The sequence below is a fragment of the Wenzhouxiangella indolica genome (assembly GCF_042310355.1).
Classification (GTDB): domain Bacteria; phylum Pseudomonadota; class Gammaproteobacteria; order Xanthomonadales; family Wenzhouxiangellaceae; genus Wenzhouxiangella.
The window spans coordinates 51,639-66,947 of sequence record NZ_JBHJMR010000012.1 but is presented as its reverse complement, the minus strand read 5'-3'; the positions used below and the strand labels follow the sequence as shown (position 1 = coordinate 66,947).

Annotated in this window: 14 protein-coding genes; 7 read left to right on the top strand and 7 right to left on the bottom strand. The window is 66.5% G+C overall.

Features of this window, described 5'->3' with window-relative positions; all coding sequences use genetic code 11:
* Positions 1-35: 35 nt before the first annotated feature.
* From ACDC67_RS12585 to ACDC67_RS12570, 4 genes are all read left to right on the top strand, one after another.
* Positions 36-1,385 (top strand): sigma-54-dependent transcriptional regulator, encoded by a 1,350-nt coding sequence (locus tag ACDC67_RS12585; RefSeq protein WP_376693646.1) that lies wholly within the window; start codon positions 36-38, stop codon positions 1,383-1,385.
* Positions 1,386-1,397: 12 nt separating this feature from the next.
* The gene (gene trkA, locus ACDC67_RS12580) at positions 1,398-2,774 is read left to right on the top strand and encodes a Trk system potassium transporter TrkA (protein ID WP_376693645.1); all 1,377 of its coding nucleotides are present in this window, start codon (positions 1,398-1,400) and stop codon (positions 2,772-2,774) included.
* 9 nt (positions 2,775-2,783) lie between these two features.
* Positions 2,784-4,238: a TrkH family potassium uptake protein gene (locus tag ACDC67_RS12575; RefSeq protein ID WP_376693643.1), complete on the top strand. Its 1,455-nt coding sequence runs from the start codon at positions 2,784-2,786 to the stop codon at positions 4,236-4,238.
* Positions 4,239-4,309: 71 nt separating this feature from the next.
* Positions 4,310-4,615, top strand: a complete 306-nt coding sequence (locus tag ACDC67_RS12570) for a tetratricopeptide repeat protein (protein WP_376693641.1) — start codon at positions 4,310-4,312, stop codon at positions 4,613-4,615.
* Between the two features lie 9 nt (positions 4,616-4,624).
* On the opposite strand, the gene ACDC67_RS12565 is transcribed toward ACDC67_RS12570, so the two are convergent.
* Complete coding sequence (locus ACDC67_RS12565; RefSeq protein ID WP_376693639.1) at positions 4,625-5,521, bottom strand: lysophospholipid acyltransferase family protein; 897 nt, start codon at positions 5,519-5,521, stop codon at positions 4,625-4,627.
* A 166-nt stretch (positions 5,522-5,687) separates the two neighbouring features.
* On the opposite strand from ACDC67_RS12565, the gene ACDC67_RS12560 reads away from it, so the two are divergent.
* Together ACDC67_RS12560 and dtd are read left to right on the top strand one after the other, a co-directional pair.
* Positions 5,688-6,299 (top strand): hypothetical protein, encoded by a 612-nt coding sequence (locus ACDC67_RS12560; RefSeq protein WP_376693637.1) that lies wholly within the window; start codon positions 5,688-5,690, stop codon positions 6,297-6,299.
* Between the two features lie 25 nt (positions 6,300-6,324).
* Complete coding sequence (gene dtd / locus ACDC67_RS12555) at positions 6,325-6,765, top strand: D-aminoacyl-tRNA deacylase (protein WP_376693635.1); 441 nt, start codon at positions 6,325-6,327, stop codon at positions 6,763-6,765.
* Positions 6,766-6,778: 13 nt separating this feature from the next.
* On the opposite strand, the gene ACDC67_RS12550 is transcribed toward dtd, so the two are convergent.
* From ACDC67_RS12550 to ACDC67_RS12525, 6 genes are all read right to left on the bottom strand, one after another.
* On the bottom strand, positions 6,779-7,150 hold the full coding sequence (locus ACDC67_RS12550) for a hypothetical protein (protein ID WP_376693634.1): 372 nt from the start codon (positions 7,148-7,150) through the stop codon (positions 6,779-6,781).
* Between the two features lie 208 nt (positions 7,151-7,358).
* Complete coding sequence (gene ntrC / locus ACDC67_RS12545) at positions 7,359-8,729, bottom strand: nitrogen regulation protein NR(I) (RefSeq protein ID WP_376693632.1); 1,371 nt, start codon at positions 8,727-8,729, stop codon at positions 7,359-7,361.
* Positions 8,722-9,756 carry a two-component system sensor histidine kinase NtrB gene (locus ACDC67_RS12540; protein WP_376693630.1) on the bottom strand — a complete coding sequence of 345 codons (1,035 nt, stop codon included), beginning with the start codon at positions 9,754-9,756 and terminating at the stop codon, positions 8,722-8,724. Before ACDC67_RS12540 ends, ntrC begins: the two co-directional genes overlap by 8 nt.
* Positions 9,757-10,278, bottom strand: a complete 522-nt coding sequence (locus tag ACDC67_RS12535; RefSeq protein ID WP_376693628.1) for a DUF4124 domain-containing protein — start codon at positions 10,276-10,278, stop codon at positions 9,757-9,759.
* 125 nt (positions 10,279-10,403) lie between these two features.
* Positions 10,404-11,813 (bottom strand): type I glutamate--ammonia ligase, encoded by a 1,410-nt coding sequence (gene glnA, locus ACDC67_RS12530; protein WP_376693627.1) that lies wholly within the window; start codon positions 11,811-11,813, stop codon positions 10,404-10,406.
* 167 nt (positions 11,814-11,980) lie between these two features.
* The gene (locus ACDC67_RS12525) at positions 11,981-12,610 is read right to left on the bottom strand and encodes a YbhB/YbcL family Raf kinase inhibitor-like protein (protein WP_376693625.1); all 630 of its coding nucleotides are present in this window, start codon (positions 12,608-12,610) and stop codon (positions 11,981-11,983) included.
* A 76-nt stretch (positions 12,611-12,686) separates the two neighbouring features.
* On the opposite strand from ACDC67_RS12525, the gene ACDC67_RS12520 reads away from it, so the two are divergent.
* The gene (locus ACDC67_RS12520; RefSeq protein ID WP_376693623.1) at positions 12,687-15,221 is read left to right on the top strand and encodes a M14 family zinc carboxypeptidase; all 2,535 of its coding nucleotides are present in this window, start codon (positions 12,687-12,689) and stop codon (positions 15,219-15,221) included.
* Positions 15,222-15,309 lie beyond the last annotated feature (88 nt).

Below are 15,309 nucleotides of genomic sequence, written 5' to 3'. Positions count from 1 at the left end.
TCCTCTCGGGCCCCAATCGGTGCGAAAATGATCCAATGAGCAACACACGCATCCTGATCGTCGACGACGAGCCCGACATCCGCGAGATGATCGGCGAGATTCTCCGCGACGAAGGTCACGAGATCGCCCTGGCCGGAAATGCCGCCGAGGCGCGCGAGCGCCTGCGCGAGGCCACGCCCGATCTGATTCTGCTGGATGTGTGGATGCCCGACACCGACGGCATCAGCCTGCTGCGCGAATGGCGCGACGCCGATGTCCTCAAGTGCCCGGTGGTGATGATATCCGGTCATGGTTCGGTGGAAACGGCCGTGGAAGCGACCCGCCTGGGAGCGTTCGATTTCGTCGAGAAGCCGGTGTCGATCGCGCGCTTGATGGTCACGATCGAGAACGCGCTCGAAGCCGGCCGTCTCAGGCGTGAGAACGAGGGGCTCAAGCGTAGCCAGCCGGCGGTTCTCGAACCGATGGGGCGTTCGGCGGTCGTGCAGCAACTGCGTCAGCGCCTCGAGCGCGTGGCCCAGCACGAGGCCCCGGTGCTGATCGCGGGCGAACCCGGGGTCGGCAAGCAGGAGGCCGCGCGCTGGATTCACGCCCATTCTGCGCGCAGCGAAGGGCCTTTCGTGAGCGCCGCCACGCGCGTCGAGAGCACCTCGTTCCGGAACATGCTCGTTGGTGACGGCGGCGGTGCCGGGCTGCTGCTCGAGGCCCAGGGCGGCGTGTTGTTCATCGACGATGTGTCGCGCCTCGACCGTGGCGCCCAGACCGCGCTGCTGAAAGTGATCGAGTCGGGGCGGATCGACCCCGAGCAGAACGACAGCAGCGAGCTCGACCTGCGGCTGATCGCCGGAACCAGCCAGCCGCTGGAGAAGCTGGTGCGCGAGGGGCGCTTCGACGAGTCCCTGTTCTACCAGCTCAACGTCCTGCCGCTGGAGGTCCCGCCGCTGCGCGAGCGCCAGGAAGACGTACCCGACCTGGTGCGCTTCTACGCCGAGTATTATCCCGGGCGCGACGGCACGCCCTACCGGCATTTTCCCGTGGCCGTGCAGAACCGGCTGCGCCAGTACCACTGGCCGGGTAACCTGCGGGAACTCAGGAACCTGGTCCAGCGCCTGCTGGTGCTCGGCGGCGGCGAGGAGGTGACCGTGGCCGAGGTCGAGGAAGCCCTGGCCCAGTCCGATACCGGCGAGACGGTCGGCGACCGCAAGATGCCGGCGCTTTTCAACATGCCCTTGCGCGAAGCGCGCGAGGAATTCGAGCGCCAGTACCTGACCTTCAAGCTGCAGTCGGTGGAAGGCAGCGTGGGCAAGCTGGCCGAAATCGTCGAGATGGAGCGCACCCATCTCTACCGCAAGCTCAAGCAGCTGGGCATCGATCCCAAACAGTTCTGACGAGGCTTAGTCATGCAGATCATCATTCTCGGCGCAGGGCAGGTGGGCACGGGCATGGCCCGCAGCCTGTCGGCCGAGGACTTCGACATCACCGTGGTCGATACCGACCCCGAACGCTTGCGCGAGCTGCAGGAAAAGCTCGATATCCGCACGGTGCTCGGTCACGCCGCTCATCCCGAGACCCTGATCCGCGCCGGCATCGAGGATGCCGACCTGCTGATCGCCCTGACCAACTCCGATGAGACCAACATGGTCGCCTGCCAGGTGGCCTATTCGCTGTTCAACACGCCCACCAAGGTCGCGCGCGTGCGCGCCGCCGACTACCTGGCGCACCCCGAGCTGTTCAACCGTGAGAGCACGCCGATCGATGTGCTGATCAGCCCGGAAGGGCTTGTCACCGACCATATTCAGCGTCTGATCGACTACCCGGGCGCCCTGCAGGTGCTGGACTTCGCCGACGGCCGCGCCCAGCTCGTCGGCACGCGCGCCTTCCACGACGGCCCGCTGGTCGGCCACGAGCTGCGCGCGCTGCGCGAGAAGCTGCCCAGCAACGTCGACGCACGCGTGGCTGCCATCTTCCGCAACGACGAGCCGATCATTCCCGAGGGCGACACCGTCATCGAGGTCGACGACACGGTCTTCTTCCTGGCTGCCAGAGACGATATTCCCGTGGTCATGCGCGAGCTTCGGCGCATGAGCGAACCCGGCCACCGCATCCTGCTCGCCGGCGGCGGCAACATCGGCGCCAGCCTCGCGCGCCGGCTCGAGCGCAGTCACCACGTCAAGCTGATCGAGCGCGACCCGGTGCGCGCCGAGCGCATCGCCGAGGATCTCGACACCGCGATCGTGCTGGTCGGCGACTGCGCCGACGAGGACCTGCTGCACGAAGAGGGCATCGACGAGACCGACGTTTACTGCGCACTGACCAACGACGACGAGGCCAATATCCTGTCGTCGATGCTGGCCAAGCGCATGGGCGCCGACAAGGTCATCACCCTGATCAACCGCCCGGCCTACGTCGACCTGGTCGAGTCCGACCGAATCGATGTGGCCGTCAGCCCGCAGCAGATCACCATCGGCGCGCTGCTCACGCATATCCGAAAGGGCCACATGGTGCGCGTTCACTCGCTCAGGCGCGGCGCGGCCGAGGCGATCGAGGCGGTCGCCCACGGTACATCCGGCCAGTCCCGAGTCGTCGGCAAGCGCATCGAGGAGATCGACTTGCCGCCGGCAACGACCATCGGCGGCATCATCCGAGGCGACGAAGTGATCATCGCTCACCACGACGTGGTCATCGAGACCGACGATCACGTCATCCTGTTCGTGGCCGATCAGCGTTCCATCAAGCGGGTGGAACGACTGTTCGCCGTCGAAGCCATGTTCGTCTAACCATAGACCATGCAGATCAGCGCCTACGCACCGGTTCAGCGCGTCGTCGGGGTTCTCCTGATCTTTCTCAGCCTCGGCTTCCTGCCGCCGATGCTGTTTGCGTTCTTTTCCGACGATGGCACGCTGTCAGCGTTTTCGATAAGCCTTTTCAGTATTGCCGCCGTCGGCGTGGGCCTGTACCTGCCCGTGCGGCATTCCCGGCGCGAGCTGCGTATTCGCGACGGCTTCCTGGTCGTCGTCGCCTGCTGGGGGGCGGTGTGCCTGGCGGGTGCCCTGCCGTTCGTGCTGGCGATTGACGCTTCCGTCGCCGACGCGGTATTCGAGTCCACCTCGGGCATCACCACCACGGGCGCGACCGTCTTTACCGGCCTGGACGACATGCCCACCTCGATCCTGTGGTATCGCCAGCAGCTGCAGTGGATGGGCGGGCTGGGCATCATCGTCCTGGCCGTGGCGATCCTGCCCATGCTGCGTATCGGCGGCATGCAGGTCTACAAGGCCGAGGTCACCGGGCCCGTCAAGGAAAGCCGTTTGACGCCGCGCATTGCCGAGACCGCAAAGGCCCTGTGGCTGATTTATATCGGCCTGACCATCCTGTGCGCGGCAGCCTACTGGGCGGCGGGCATGTCGCTCTTCGATGCCGTGGGGCACAGTTTTTCCACCATCGCCACGGCCGGGTTTTCGACCCACGATGCCTCGATCGGTCACTTTGACAGCGCGCTCATCGATTGGCTGGTCGTGTTCTTCGTATTCATCGCCAGCCTCAATTTCGGGTTGCACTATCTGGCCCTGCGTCGTGCGACGGCCCAGGTCTACTTGCGCGATCCCGAACTGAAACTCTTCGTGCTGCTGCTGTTGATCATTTCTGCCCTTGCCACGCTGCTCCTGTGGCAGCAGGATGTGTATTCCAGTTTCTGGGATTCGCTGCGCCACGCCGTCTTCCAGTCCGTGTCCTACATGACCACGACCGGCTTCGCCACGGCCGAGGTCTATACCTGGCCGGGCACCTTGCCCCTTCTGTTGTTGCTGGTCAGCGCCCTGGGTGGCTGCGCCGGCGCGACCACGGGCGGCTTCAAGATCATCCGCGTCTACTTGCTGACCAAGCAGGGTATCCGCGAACTCAAGCGCCTGGTGCATCCGCGATCCGTCGTTCCACTCAAGCTCGGCGGTCGCACCCTCAATCCCGAGGTGGCCAACGCGGTCTGGGGCTTCGTCTCGCTCTACATCTTGTGCGTAGTTGTGCTGACCCTGATTGTTTCCGGCATCGAGCATGACCTGGTCACCGCCGTCTCGATCGTCTTCTCCTCGCTCAACAACCTCGGTCCGGCACTCGGTCAAGCCGGCGCCAACTACGGCGGGCTGGCCGACGCCACCAAGTGGTTGATGAGCTTCGCCATGCTGCTCGGCCGGCTGGAGATCTTTACCATACTCGTCCTCCTCACCCCGACTTACTGGAAGCACTGAAAGCGCGCTTTTCGAGAACCCTGTTCACTGACAAGTCTTCGCGGCCCGGGCAATTCAGATATCCTTGTGCCATGGATCCTGAAGCTATCGAAAAACTCATCGACCAGGGCCGCGACAGCTACGAGTCGCGGCTGGCGGCCGGGCAGGCGCGACTCGAGCGCGGCGAGCTGCCGCGGGCCATCGAACACCTGGAGGTCGCCACGGGCCACGAACCGGAGCAGACCATGGCCTGGCAAGAGCTGGGCCGGGCGCTCAAGGAGGCGGGCCGGCCGGAAGCCGCGGCAACGGCCTGGGAGAAAGGCCTGGATGCCGCCCGGGCCAACGGCGACAAGCAGGCCGAGAAGGTCATGACGGTCTTTCTCAAGCGCCTGGACTGATCGCCCGGCTCACTTCTTCTTCCTGCCCGGGTAGGGCGAGGGCCGGTCGTCGGGCTGGCGGCTGAAGCGCTTGTAGCTCCACAGGTACTGGGCCGGGTTTCGCCGGATCTCGCGTTCGAGCCAGCGGTGCATGACGGCGATGCCGTCGGTCGGGCGCTCGTCGGCGATGGCCTCATCGGCCGGTTCGAAGCGCAGGTGCCAGCCGCGGGCCGCCGGAAGGCGCTCGGCGCTGGCAAATATGACCGCGCAGCCGGTGCGGCGGGCCAGGCGATTGACCAGGGTCATGGTCAGCGCGGGGCGGCCGAAGAAGTCCACGAACACGCCCTCGCCCTGCTTGGGCTGCTGGTCGGCGAGCAGCCCGATCGTCTCGCCGCGCCTGAGGCCCGCGATCAGCCGGCGCATGGCGGGACTACCGCTGGCGACCAGGCGGGCACCGAAGCGCTCGCGACTTTGCGTCACGCGTTGATCGAAACCGGCTTGCCTGGGCGCCTTGTAGAGCGCCGTGATCGGACCCCGCAGCGACAGCCACAGCGGCAGAATCTCCCAGTTGCCGATATGGGCGCCGACCATCAGGATGCCCTTGCCCTGGCGGGCTGCCCGGGCGACCGATTCCCAGCCGTCGACCTGGACGACATGGCGCTCGAGTCGCCCGGCCGGCCAGTACCAGACTGCTCCGGACTCGAGCACCAGGCGCATCATCTCGACCAGGTGCCGGCGGTAGAGCCGCTCGCGCCCGGACTCGTCGAGCTCGGGAAAGCACATGGCCAGGTTGGTGCGAATCACCGCGTGGCCGCGCCAGGGCATGAAGCGGGCCACCCAGGCCAGCGGCACGGCCAATCGGTGCAGTAGGCCCAGCGGCAGCCAGGACAGCAGTCGCAGCAGGGAAACGGCGAGGTGTTCGGTCATCGGTTCTTCGGTGTCCAGTCTGCGATCAGGGGTGCCGTTCGGCGAGCGGGTCGGCACGATCGTGCGGGCCGATCCGATAGTGTATTTTATTAATTGAGCGGCAGTAGGTTGCGTTCAGCCGTACTGATGAGAAAGGACAGCGGGGACCCCGCGGAGGAGCTTGCTCATGAAGACCATCCTGATTGGCACGGGCCTGTTGGCGGGTGCGTTGTTATCTTCCCCGGCCACGGCGCAGAGCGGGGCCGGCTGGCCCGGCGGCTTTGCCGGTGACCTGGCGCCGGCGGATCTCGTCCGGGGCATCGTGGCGAGCGGCCAACCGCTGCATCGCGGTCTGGCGGTGGACTTCAGGCTGACGCTGATCGAAGACGGCGAGATGTACGTGGACGAAGATGCCATGGCGGGCCTGCCCTTCGACCAGACCGGGGAAGAGCGGCGGGCGAACCGCACGTCGGCCAGTATCGAAGTGCCTTACAACATCTCCGAGACAGCGCAGAACGACCCGGCGGGATTCGAAGACTTCGTGAGTGATATCGCCTCGCAACTCGAGCGCTGGCGGGCATCACCCGAGCTCGACCTGGCTGCCGAAGCAACCTGCTCCGGACTGCGTCCGGGTGCCGAATGGACGGCTCGCGCCACCGATGCGAACTGCCAGCGCACGCAGGTGCTGACCTACCGCTGCACGGTCACCGAGATGAACGGTCAGAGCCAGGGCATCTGGCTGCGGACGGAATCTCGAGAGCAAGCCGGCGCGGGGGATCTGTCATCGTACTGCGGCTGATTCGGTCGGGCGCATTGTCCGCGGCATGATTGGCCTGATCCAGCGCGTCAGCGAAGCCTCCGTGTCCATCGGCGGCGAGACGGTGGGCCGCATCGGGCCCGGCCTGCTGGTGCTGGCGGGCTTTCGCCGGGGCGACCGCCCCGAGCGCATTCCGCGTTTCGTCGAGCGGCTGCTCAACTACCGGGTCTTTTCCGACGATCAGGGACGGATGAACGTCAGCCTGCGCGCTGCCGGCGGTGGCCTGCTGGTCGTGCCGCAGTTCACCCTGGCCGCCGATACCGGCTCGGGCAATCGCCCCAGCTTCACGCCGGCGGCGCCGCCGGCCGAGGGAGAGGCAATGTTCGAGGTCCTGGTCGAACAGGTTAAACACGACTGGCCCGACAGCGCTTTCGGACGCTTCGGCGCCGACATGCAGGTCGCCCTGATCAACGACGGGCCGGTGACGTTCTGGCTCGAGGTGGACTGACAACGGGAAGGCATCACTCCCTGCATTCGGTAATCGCCAGCCCCCGCAGTTCGATATGGCTGTATTCGCCCTCGTCGTCGGTCGACAGGCGTCGTTGGGTGACGACCACGGCATCGGCGCCCAGCGCGGCGGCCTCTTCGCGCAGGTTCGCCTCGGAGTGTTCCAGGCTGGCCGTCATGGCCCACTCCCGGCTCTGACCGAAGATCGGGTCGTGGCCGTCGGTGACGCGCACGCGGTCCAGCACCTCGTGCGGGCAGTCCGGGGCATTGCGATACATCGCGATGTCGCTGAAGCGCTCCTCGGCCGGAATGGTGCTGCAGCTGGCGAGGAGCAACAACAGCGGCAGTGCAAGCAGGCCGTGGCCCGAGTGGATTGATCCAGGCATTTGTCGATTTCTTCCGTGTGGGTTTTGCCGCGCTTCCTGCCCCCGATTGCATTTGGGAACCGCGTGTAAACCTTACCGAATACGGCTCGGAGAACCAAGGGTGTCATCTGTCGCTGTTCGGGGGAAGCCTGCGTAGGTCGCGGCTGCAACACCGACCTTTGATGCCGCGAGTCCCGAGTCCCGAGTCCCGAGTCCCGAGTCCCGAACCCTACCCCTTCAACATCCTCGCCAGCGTATTGCGGCTGATGCCAAGTCGCCGCGCCGCCTCGGACTGGTTGCCGTCGCAGGCGGCCACGGCGGTGTTCGCCAGGGTCGCTTCGAACTGCCCCTGGAATTTCGCATGGAGGTTGTCCTCGTCGCCGGCCAGCGCTTGACGAACCGCGGCCTCCATCTGGCCTGTCCAGCTCGGCGCCGCGCCTCGCGCATCGCCCCGAGCCAGGCGGTATTCCTCGGGCAGGTCGTCGGTACCGATCACCTCGCCGGGGGCGAGCGCGGCCATGGACTGGCACAGGTGCCTGAGTTCGCGCACGTTGCCCGGCCAGGGCAGGGCGCGAAGCTGCTGCATCAGGGCGTCGTCGGCGCTTCGTTCGGGCAGGTTGAACTCCGCGGCCGCCTCGCGCAGGAAGTGCCCGGCCAGTGCGGCAATGTCCTCGCGGCGTTCACGCAAGGGCGGCACCTTCAGCTCGATGACCTTGAGCCGGTGGTAGAGGTCGGCCCGGAAACGCCCCTTGTCGACCAGCTCGGAAAGATCGCGGTGCGTGGCGGTGAGTACGCGTACGTCGGCGCGGATCAGGTCGTGGCCGCCCAGGCGGTAGTACTCGCCCTCGGCGAGCACCCGCAGGAGTCGCGTCTGGAGCTTGAGCGGCATGTCGCCGATCTCGTCGAGAAACAGGGTGCCGCCCTGGGCCTGTTCGAAGCGGCCCGGACGGCGACCTTCGGCGCCGGTAAACGCGCCCTTCTCGTGGCCGAACAGTTCGGATTCCAGCAGGTCCTCGGGAATGGCGGCGGTGTTGATTGCCACGAAGGGTCGTGCGGCGCGCGGTGAGTGACGGTGCAGGGCCCGGGCGACCAGTTCCTTGCCGGTACCGGTCTCGCCGGTGATCAGAACCGGCACGTCGCTGGCCGACAGGCGCCCGATCATGCGCACCAGGTGTTGAAAGGCCGGCGATGAGCCGATCAGCTCGGTCGCGGCGGCCGGGGGCTCGACGCGCCCGGGCGCGCGCCTGAGCGCCTTGGTGACGAGTTTGCCCACCTCGTCGAGGTCGAAGGGCTTGGCCAGGAACTCGAAGGCCCCGCCGCGGAACGCGCGCACGGCCGAGTCCAGGTCGGAGTATGCGGTCATGACGATGACCGGCAACTCGGGGTAGCGCTTGCGCAGCCCCTGCATGACGTCCAGGCCGCTTTCGCCGTCCAGGCGCACGTCGGCCATGACCAGGTCGGGCGTGTCGTCGTCGAGTGCCGCGTTCAGGTCGGCGCCGGCCGCGAAGCTTCGCGCCTGCATGTGCTGGCTGCTGAAGTATTCCTCCAGCACGTAGCGGATGGCCGGGTCGTCGTCGATGATCCAGATTCGTTCAGGCATCGCGGTCTTCCCGGTCTGCGGATGGCGCGTCAGGCTCCAGCGGCAGGCGGACGCGGAAGCGGCTGCCGCCGCCCAGGGGCTGGTACTCGACCAGGCCGCCGTGGCCGCGGGCGATCTGCTGGACGATGGCCAGGCCGAAGCCCGAACCCTGGTCGCGGCCCGAGACCAGCGGCAGGAAGAGTCTTTCGCGCAGGTCCTCGGTCACGCCGGCGCCGTCGTCGTCGATGTCGATTCGCGCGGCCTGTCCCCCGGGGCGGTCGAGCAGGGGCGAATTGTGCTCGATGCGGGAGCTCAGGCGGATGCATTTCGCGCCGGCCTGGGCAGCGTTGCGCAGCAGGTTCAGAAACAATTGGTGTAGTTGGCCCTCGTCGGCCGAAAGATCCGGGATGCTGGGATCGAAATCGCGCTCGATGCGCAATGCGCCGTGCTGCTCGGCGGTCACCAGTTCGGCCGCGTCGGCCAGCACGCGATGCAGGTTGACCGGCACGTGGCGGCTTTCGCCGTTGCCGGCAAATCGTTCGATCAGGGCAGTGATGCGGTCGACCTCTCGCTGGATCATGGCCGCATGCCGGCCCGAGACCTCGTCACGCCCGCGCGCGGCAATCAGCTGGGCCGCGCCGCGTACCCCGGCCAGCGGGTTGCGCAGTTCGTGGGCCAGTCGGCGGGTCATCTGCGACAGCGCCTGCTGGCGGTCGGCCCGTTCGGCCATCTCGCGCTGGCGGACGCGCTCGGCGATGGGGTGCAGCTCGATCAGGATCGAATCCTCGAGGCGGTGCAGGTAGGCGTCGACGATCGTCGTGGCGTCTTCGAGCAGCGCTTCGGGCGCGTGCAGCGAACGCCCCCGCTGGCGGACCTGGCCGACCCATTCGCCCAGGGCCGGGGAAATCTGCTGAATGCGCTGCTGTTTCAGGTTGCTGCCGGGCGGCGACAGCAGGGCGTTGGCCGATCGGTTGAACCACTCGATTCGTCCGTCGGCGTCGACCCGGAGCAGGCCGGTTGCCAGTTCATCCGGGTCGAATGGCCGCATTCAGTCGCCGCCGGCGGCAACCGTCGTAAAGGTGACCGGATCCGTGGTGCCCAGGGCACGGCCCGAGGGTGTCTCGAGGCGGGCAAAGAGTCGATGCTCGCCGGGTGCCGGCGTCGGAATGCTGGTCTCCAGGGACCGCACGGGCGCCAGTTCCTCGCCGTCGAGGACCAGGGTGATCCGGGCGGTGGGCGGCACGTCGATATCGATACCCATCGTGATATCGATGCTGTCTCCCTCGGGCGTCAGGGTGGCGCCATCGGCCGGTCGCTCGATTCGGAAATTCATCGGCTGGGCCTCTCCCCGGGTCGGCGCAGCCTCGCTTTCGATTCCGGGGATTGATTCGTCGTCTCCCTCGAGCACATTCAGCTCGGGCAGGTCGACGGGGTCGACGTCGCCGTCGGGCTTCTGGTCGGTATAGGTCACGTTGCCGTTCTCGTCAACGACGCGGTAGATCTCCTGTGCGCCGGCCGGCAGAACCAGCAGCGCCAGGAGCGCGGCAAGAATGATCGACGACTTGTTCATGATGGCACCTCGATTGCCCGGCAGTCTGACCGGTATTGTAGGAGAGCGCCGCGGCAATGGACAGGTGTTGCTTGCCGGTAGCGGAATGCGGACCGCCGGTGGCGGCCCGCAATCGGCGCCGGGGATCAGCTCGAGTAGTACATGTCGAACTCCACCGGGTGAGTCGACATCCTGAAGCGCGTCACCTCGTTCATCTTCAGCTTGATGTAGCCGTCGATGAGGTCGTCGGTGAACACGTCGCCGGCCTTGAGGAAGTCGCGGTCGGCGTCGAGCGCGTCCAGTGCCTGGTCGAGGGCATGGCACACGCGCGGAATATCGCGTTCTTCTTCCGGCGGCAGGTCGTAGAGATCCTTGTCCATCGGTGCGCCCGGGTCGATCTTGTTGATCACCCCGTCGAGGCCGGCCATCAGCATGGCGGCGAAGGTCAGGTAGGGGTTGCCGGCGGCGTCGCCGAAGCGGATCTCGATGCGGCGAGCCTTGTCGGTGCCGACCCAGGGCACACGGCAGGAGGCCGAGCGGTTGCGCGCCGAGTAGGCCAGCAGCACCGGCGCCTCGAAGCCCGGTACCAGGCGCTTGTAGCTGTTGGTGGTCGAGTTGGCGAAGGCGTTGATGGCGCGCGCGTGCTTGAAGATGCCGCCGATGTAGTGGAGGGCCGTTTCGCTCAAGCCCCCATAGCCGTCGCCGGCGAACAGGTTGGTGCCGCCCTTGGAGATCGACTGATGGACGTGCATGCCCGAACCGTTGTCGCCGACCAGGGGCTTGGGCATGAAGGTGGCCGTGCGCCCGTGGCGGTGGGCGACGTTGTGCACGACGTACTTGAGCATCTGCATCTCGTCGGCCTTGCGCACCAGGGTATTGAAGCGCGTACCGATTTCGCACTGCCCGGCTGTTCCGACTTCGTGATGGTGCACCTCGACCGGAACGCCGATGGCTTCGAGCGTGGCGCACATCAGGCTGCGCAGATCGGAGTGACCGTCCACCGGGGGCACGGGGAAGTAGCCGCCCTTGACGCGCGGCCGGTGACCGTAGTTGCCGTCCTCGTAGGTCTTGTTGGTGTTCCAGGCCGCTTCCTCGGAGTCGATCTCGAAGGAGCTGCCCGAAATGTCGTTCTTCCAGCGCACGTCGTCGAACACGAAGAACTCCGGCTCCGGCCCGAAGAAGGCGAGGTCGGCGATGCCGCTCGACTGCAGGAAGGCTTCGGCGCGCTTGGCCAGCGAGCGCGGGCAGCGCCCGTAACCCTGCATGGTCTCGGGCTCGAGAATGTCGCAGGTGAGATTCAGGGTGGCGTACTCGGAGAACGGATCGACGTAGGCGGTCTCGGTATCCGGCATGATCACCATGTCGGACTCGCTGATCCCCTTCCAGCCGGTGATCGAGGAACCGTCGAACATCTTGCCTTCCTCGAACAGTTCGTCATCGACCGCGCTGGCCGGCAGGGTGATGTGCATTTCCTTGCCGAGGGTGTCGGAGAAACGCAGGTCGACGAATTCGATCTCTTCGTCCTTGATTCGCTTGATGATGTCTTCAGCGGCCATGGCGGCTTGCTACCTCTTCGAGTGTGTCAAAAATGGGATGCCCGTACGATGCACATGTCGTGCCAAGCCCTGAAGCCTGCATTTGCCGGCTGACGAGACGCGCACGTGTTCAGAATATGAGCGGATCGCCCGCGGGCCGTTCATGAATTGAGCAGGCATTGACGCGCTCAGCCCGACATGCCTGGATTGAGCGTGTAGGTGCCGGTGATGCTGGCCTTGCCGAGCACATGGCCCTCGAGGGCCTTCACCACGTCGTGCCCGGTGAATGTCCGGGGCAGGTCGAGATGCTCCGTGTCGAGCGCGTAGACCGTGAACGCATAGTGGTGCAGGCGCTCGTCGTTCCAGGGCGGGCAGGGGCCGTCGTAGCCGAAATAGTCGCCGGCCATGTCCGGATCCCCGGCCAGGAAATTGGTGTAGTCGTTCAGGCCCTGGCGGGCGCCTTCGGGCCCCGGCGGGTTCTGCTTGCCCTTGGGCGTGATTCCGTCGCAGCACTCGCCGGTCGCCAGTTCGGTCACGCTCGTGGGAATGTCGACCATGGCCCAGTGGCAGAAGTCGACGCGCGGCATGTCGGTCGGCAGGGTCTTGCCTTCCTGGTTGACGTCGTCGGCCTCGGCCGGAACGTCGGGGTCCATGCACACGATCGCGAACGAGCGGGTGCCCGCCGGTGCGTCGGACCAGGCCAGGTGCGGGCTGAGGTTGTCCGACAGCGCCATGTGCGACTGCGGATCCATCTTGGCGAATGCGAAGCGAGGATCGATCGCGGTTCGGTCGACCAGATCGCGGGACTCGAGCTGCATGTGGCCTCCTTGTCGGTTTGCTTGTCCGGTGTCGTTTAAGCTTACCAGTCTGACTTCAAGACTATACCCGCTTGCCATGACAAGAAAGATGCTGATCCCGTTCCTTCTCCTGCTCTCGCCGGCGGTTCCGGCCGCCCCGGGGCTGTCCGATGACCTGGCCGTGGACGAGGAGATTCCGACACCGGCCGAGGTGCTCGGCTTCGAACCCGGCGAGCGTCATCCGCGTCACCACCAGGTCGTGGACTACCTGTCGCGCCTGGCAGCGCACTCCGACCGTGTGATGATCGAGGAAATCGGTCGCAGCCACGGCCAGCGCCCACAGGTTCTGCTGACCTTCGCCAGTCCCGAGCGGCTGGCGAATATCGATGAAATCCGCGCCGGCCGCCGCGACGCCGCCCGCGAAGGCGAGGGGCCGCCGGTGGTCTGGATGGGTTACTCGGTGCACGGCAACGAGGCCTCCGGCGTGAGCGCCGCGATGGTCATGGCCTGGTATCTCGCCGCGGGCCAGGACGAGCGCGTGACGCGCTGGCTCGACGAGATGATCCTGGTCATGGAGCCAGCCATCAATCCCGACGGCATCGACCGCTTCGCCCACTGGGTCAACATGCATCGCGGCCAGCATCCCTCGGCCGACCCCGATGATCGCGAACATGCCGAAGGCTGGCCCGACGGGCGTACCAACTACTACTGGTTCGACCTCAACCGCGACTGGCTGCCGGTGGTCCATCCCGTTTCGCAGAACCGCCTGCGTCACTATCATCAGTGGCGGCCCCATGTGATCACCGACCACCACGAGATGGGCCGCAACAGCACCTTCTTCTTCCAGCCCGGCATTCCCGAGCGCGCCAACCCGCTCATCTCCGACGCCAACCAGGAATTGACCGGCGCGATCGCCGAGTTCCATGGTCGCGAGCTCGACGCTGCGGGCGAGCCCTTCTATGCGCGCGAGTCCTTCGACGATTTCTACATCGGCAAGGGCTCGACCTACCCCGACGTGACCGGCGGCATCGGTATCCTGTTCGAGCAGGGCTCGAGCCGCGGCGTGGTCCAGGAAAGCGACTACGGCCGCAAGCGCTTTGCCGACACCGTCGCCAACCAGGTCCGCACCAGCATCTCGACGCTCGACGGCGCCCTGGCCCACGCCGAGGACCTGGTCGAGTACCAGCGGGACTTTTTCGAGCAGCTCGGTGCGCAGGCCGCGGACTGGGGTCGCGCGGGCTGGCTGATCGGCGACGGCGGCGATCCGGCGCGTGCCCACGCGCTGATCGGCATGCTGCTCAATCACGACGTCGTCGTCCGCCCGGTCGAAGAGACGGTCTCGATCGAGGGGCGGAGCTTCGCCCCCGGATCGGCCTGGGCGATTCCCGCCGACCAGGATGCCTACCTGATGCTGAAATCCGTCTTCGAGGCGGTCACCGAGATGGAGGTCGAGACCTTTTACGACGTATCGGCCTGGCCCATGGCGATGGCCCACGACCTGCCGCTGGCCACCCCCCGGCGGCTGCCCGATACCGGTGCGGCCCTGACCGAGGCGCCGCGGCATCGACCGGCCGCGGTCGATACCGACGCCCTGGCCTGGCTCGTGCCCTGGAACCAGTACCGTGCCGACGCCCTGCTGGCCGACCTGCTCGACGAGGGCTATCGGGTCCAGGTTCTGACCGAACCGATGACGGCCTCGGTCGAGGCGGACGAGCGCGAATTCGCGCGCGGCAGCCTGGTCGTTCATTCCGGCATCCAGCCGAGGGATGTCGGGGCCGTCGGGGCCCGGCTGGGCGAGCTTTCCGGGCAGCACGGCGTCGACGTGGTCGCGGTCGGCCGCGGTATGGCCGCCAGCGGCGTGGATCTTGGTTCGCCTTCCGTACCCGTGCTCGAGCCCGTCAAAGCCGCCATGTTGACCGGTCACGGCGTCAGCGCCTACGCCGCCGGAGCGGTCTGGCACTGGTTCGATACCCGACTGGATCAACCGGTCACGCAGCTCGATGCAGCCCGGTTGCGCGGCAGCGACCTCGACGACCAAACGCACCTGATCGTGCCGCCGGGCTGGTATGGCGCCCTGTCCGACTCGGTCAAGGCGCGGATCGCCGAGTTCGTACGCGGCGGGGGCACGCTGCTGGCCTTCGGTCGGGCGGCCGGGATGGTCGAGTCACTGGAGCTCGAATGGCAGCTGGTATCCGAGGACGACGAAGACGAGGGCGAGCACGAACGCCGACCCTACGGCGACTACCGCCAGGACCGGGCCCGCGAGCTGATCGGCGGCACCGCGCTGCGCGTCGACCTCGATCGGACCCACCCACTGGCCTGGGGTTACAGCAACGACGAACTCGTACTGTTCCGCCAGGGCGCGCACCGCCTCCGGGCGGTGGACAACGCCTATGCCCAGGTCGGCGTGTATGCCGACCCACCCCTGGCCGCCGGTTACCTGTCGCAGACCAACCGCGACGAACTTGCCGGCACGCCGGCGATCAGCGTCAGCCGGCATGGCGAAGGGACGGTGGTGCGGATCGCTGACGAGCCGCTGTTCCGCGGCTACTGGCGCGGCGGCGAGAAGCTGTTCGCCAACGCCCTGTTCTTCAGCCAGCTGGTCTCGCCGACGCGCTTGCCCGGAGATTGAAATTGCCAAATTCGAATGACCGAAATTCGAATGTTCGAAACAAGCAGCTGACTTTTCGGTGCGGATTGCCGGGTAAACCTGAGGCGAT

Bases quoted from the DNA above. Each gene is read 5' to 3' on its own strand.
- ACDC67_RS12585 (WP_376693646.1), top strand. From the start codon at position 36: ATGAGCAACACACGCATCCTGATCGTCGACGACGAGCCCGACATCCGC.
- trkA (WP_376693645.1), top strand. From the start codon at position 1,398: ATGCAGATCATCATTCTCGGCGCAGGGCAGGTGGGCACGGGCATGGCC.
- ACDC67_RS12575 (WP_376693643.1), top strand. From the start codon at position 2,784: ATGCAGATCAGCGCCTACGCACCGGTTCAGCGCGTCGTCGGGGTTCTC.
- ACDC67_RS12570 (WP_376693641.1), top strand. From the start codon at position 4,310: ATGGATCCTGAAGCTATCGAAAAACTCATCGACCAGGGCCGCGACAGC.
- ACDC67_RS12565 (WP_376693639.1), bottom strand. From the start codon at position 5,521: ATGACCGAACACCTCGCCGTTTCCCTGCTGCGACTGCTGTCCTGGCTG.
- ACDC67_RS12560 (WP_376693637.1), top strand. From the start codon at position 5,688: ATGAAGACCATCCTGATTGGCACGGGCCTGTTGGCGGGTGCGTTGTTA.
- dtd (WP_376693635.1), top strand. From the start codon at position 6,325: ATGATTGGCCTGATCCAGCGCGTCAGCGAAGCCTCCGTGTCCATCGGC.
- ACDC67_RS12550 (WP_376693634.1), bottom strand. From the start codon at position 7,150: ATGCCTGGATCAATCCACTCGGGCCACGGCCTGCTTGCACTGCCGCTG.
- ntrC (WP_376693632.1), bottom strand. From the start codon at position 8,729: ATGCCTGAACGAATCTGGATCATCGACGACGACCCGGCCATCCGCTAC.
- ACDC67_RS12540 (WP_376693630.1), bottom strand. From the start codon at position 9,756: ATGCGGCCATTCGACCCGGATGAACTGGCAACCGGCCTGCTCCGGGTC.
- ACDC67_RS12535 (WP_376693628.1), bottom strand. From the start codon at position 10,278: ATGAACAAGTCGTCGATCATTCTTGCCGCGCTCCTGGCGCTGCTGGTT.
- glnA (WP_376693627.1), bottom strand. From the start codon at position 11,813: ATGGCCGCTGAAGACATCATCAAGCGAATCAAGGACGAAGAGATCGAA.
- ACDC67_RS12525 (WP_376693625.1), bottom strand. From the start codon at position 12,610: ATGCAGCTCGAGTCCCGCGATCTGGTCGACCGAACCGCGATCGATCCT.
- ACDC67_RS12520 (WP_376693623.1), top strand. From the start codon at position 12,687: ATGACAAGAAAGATGCTGATCCCGTTCCTTCTCCTGCTCTCGCCGGCG.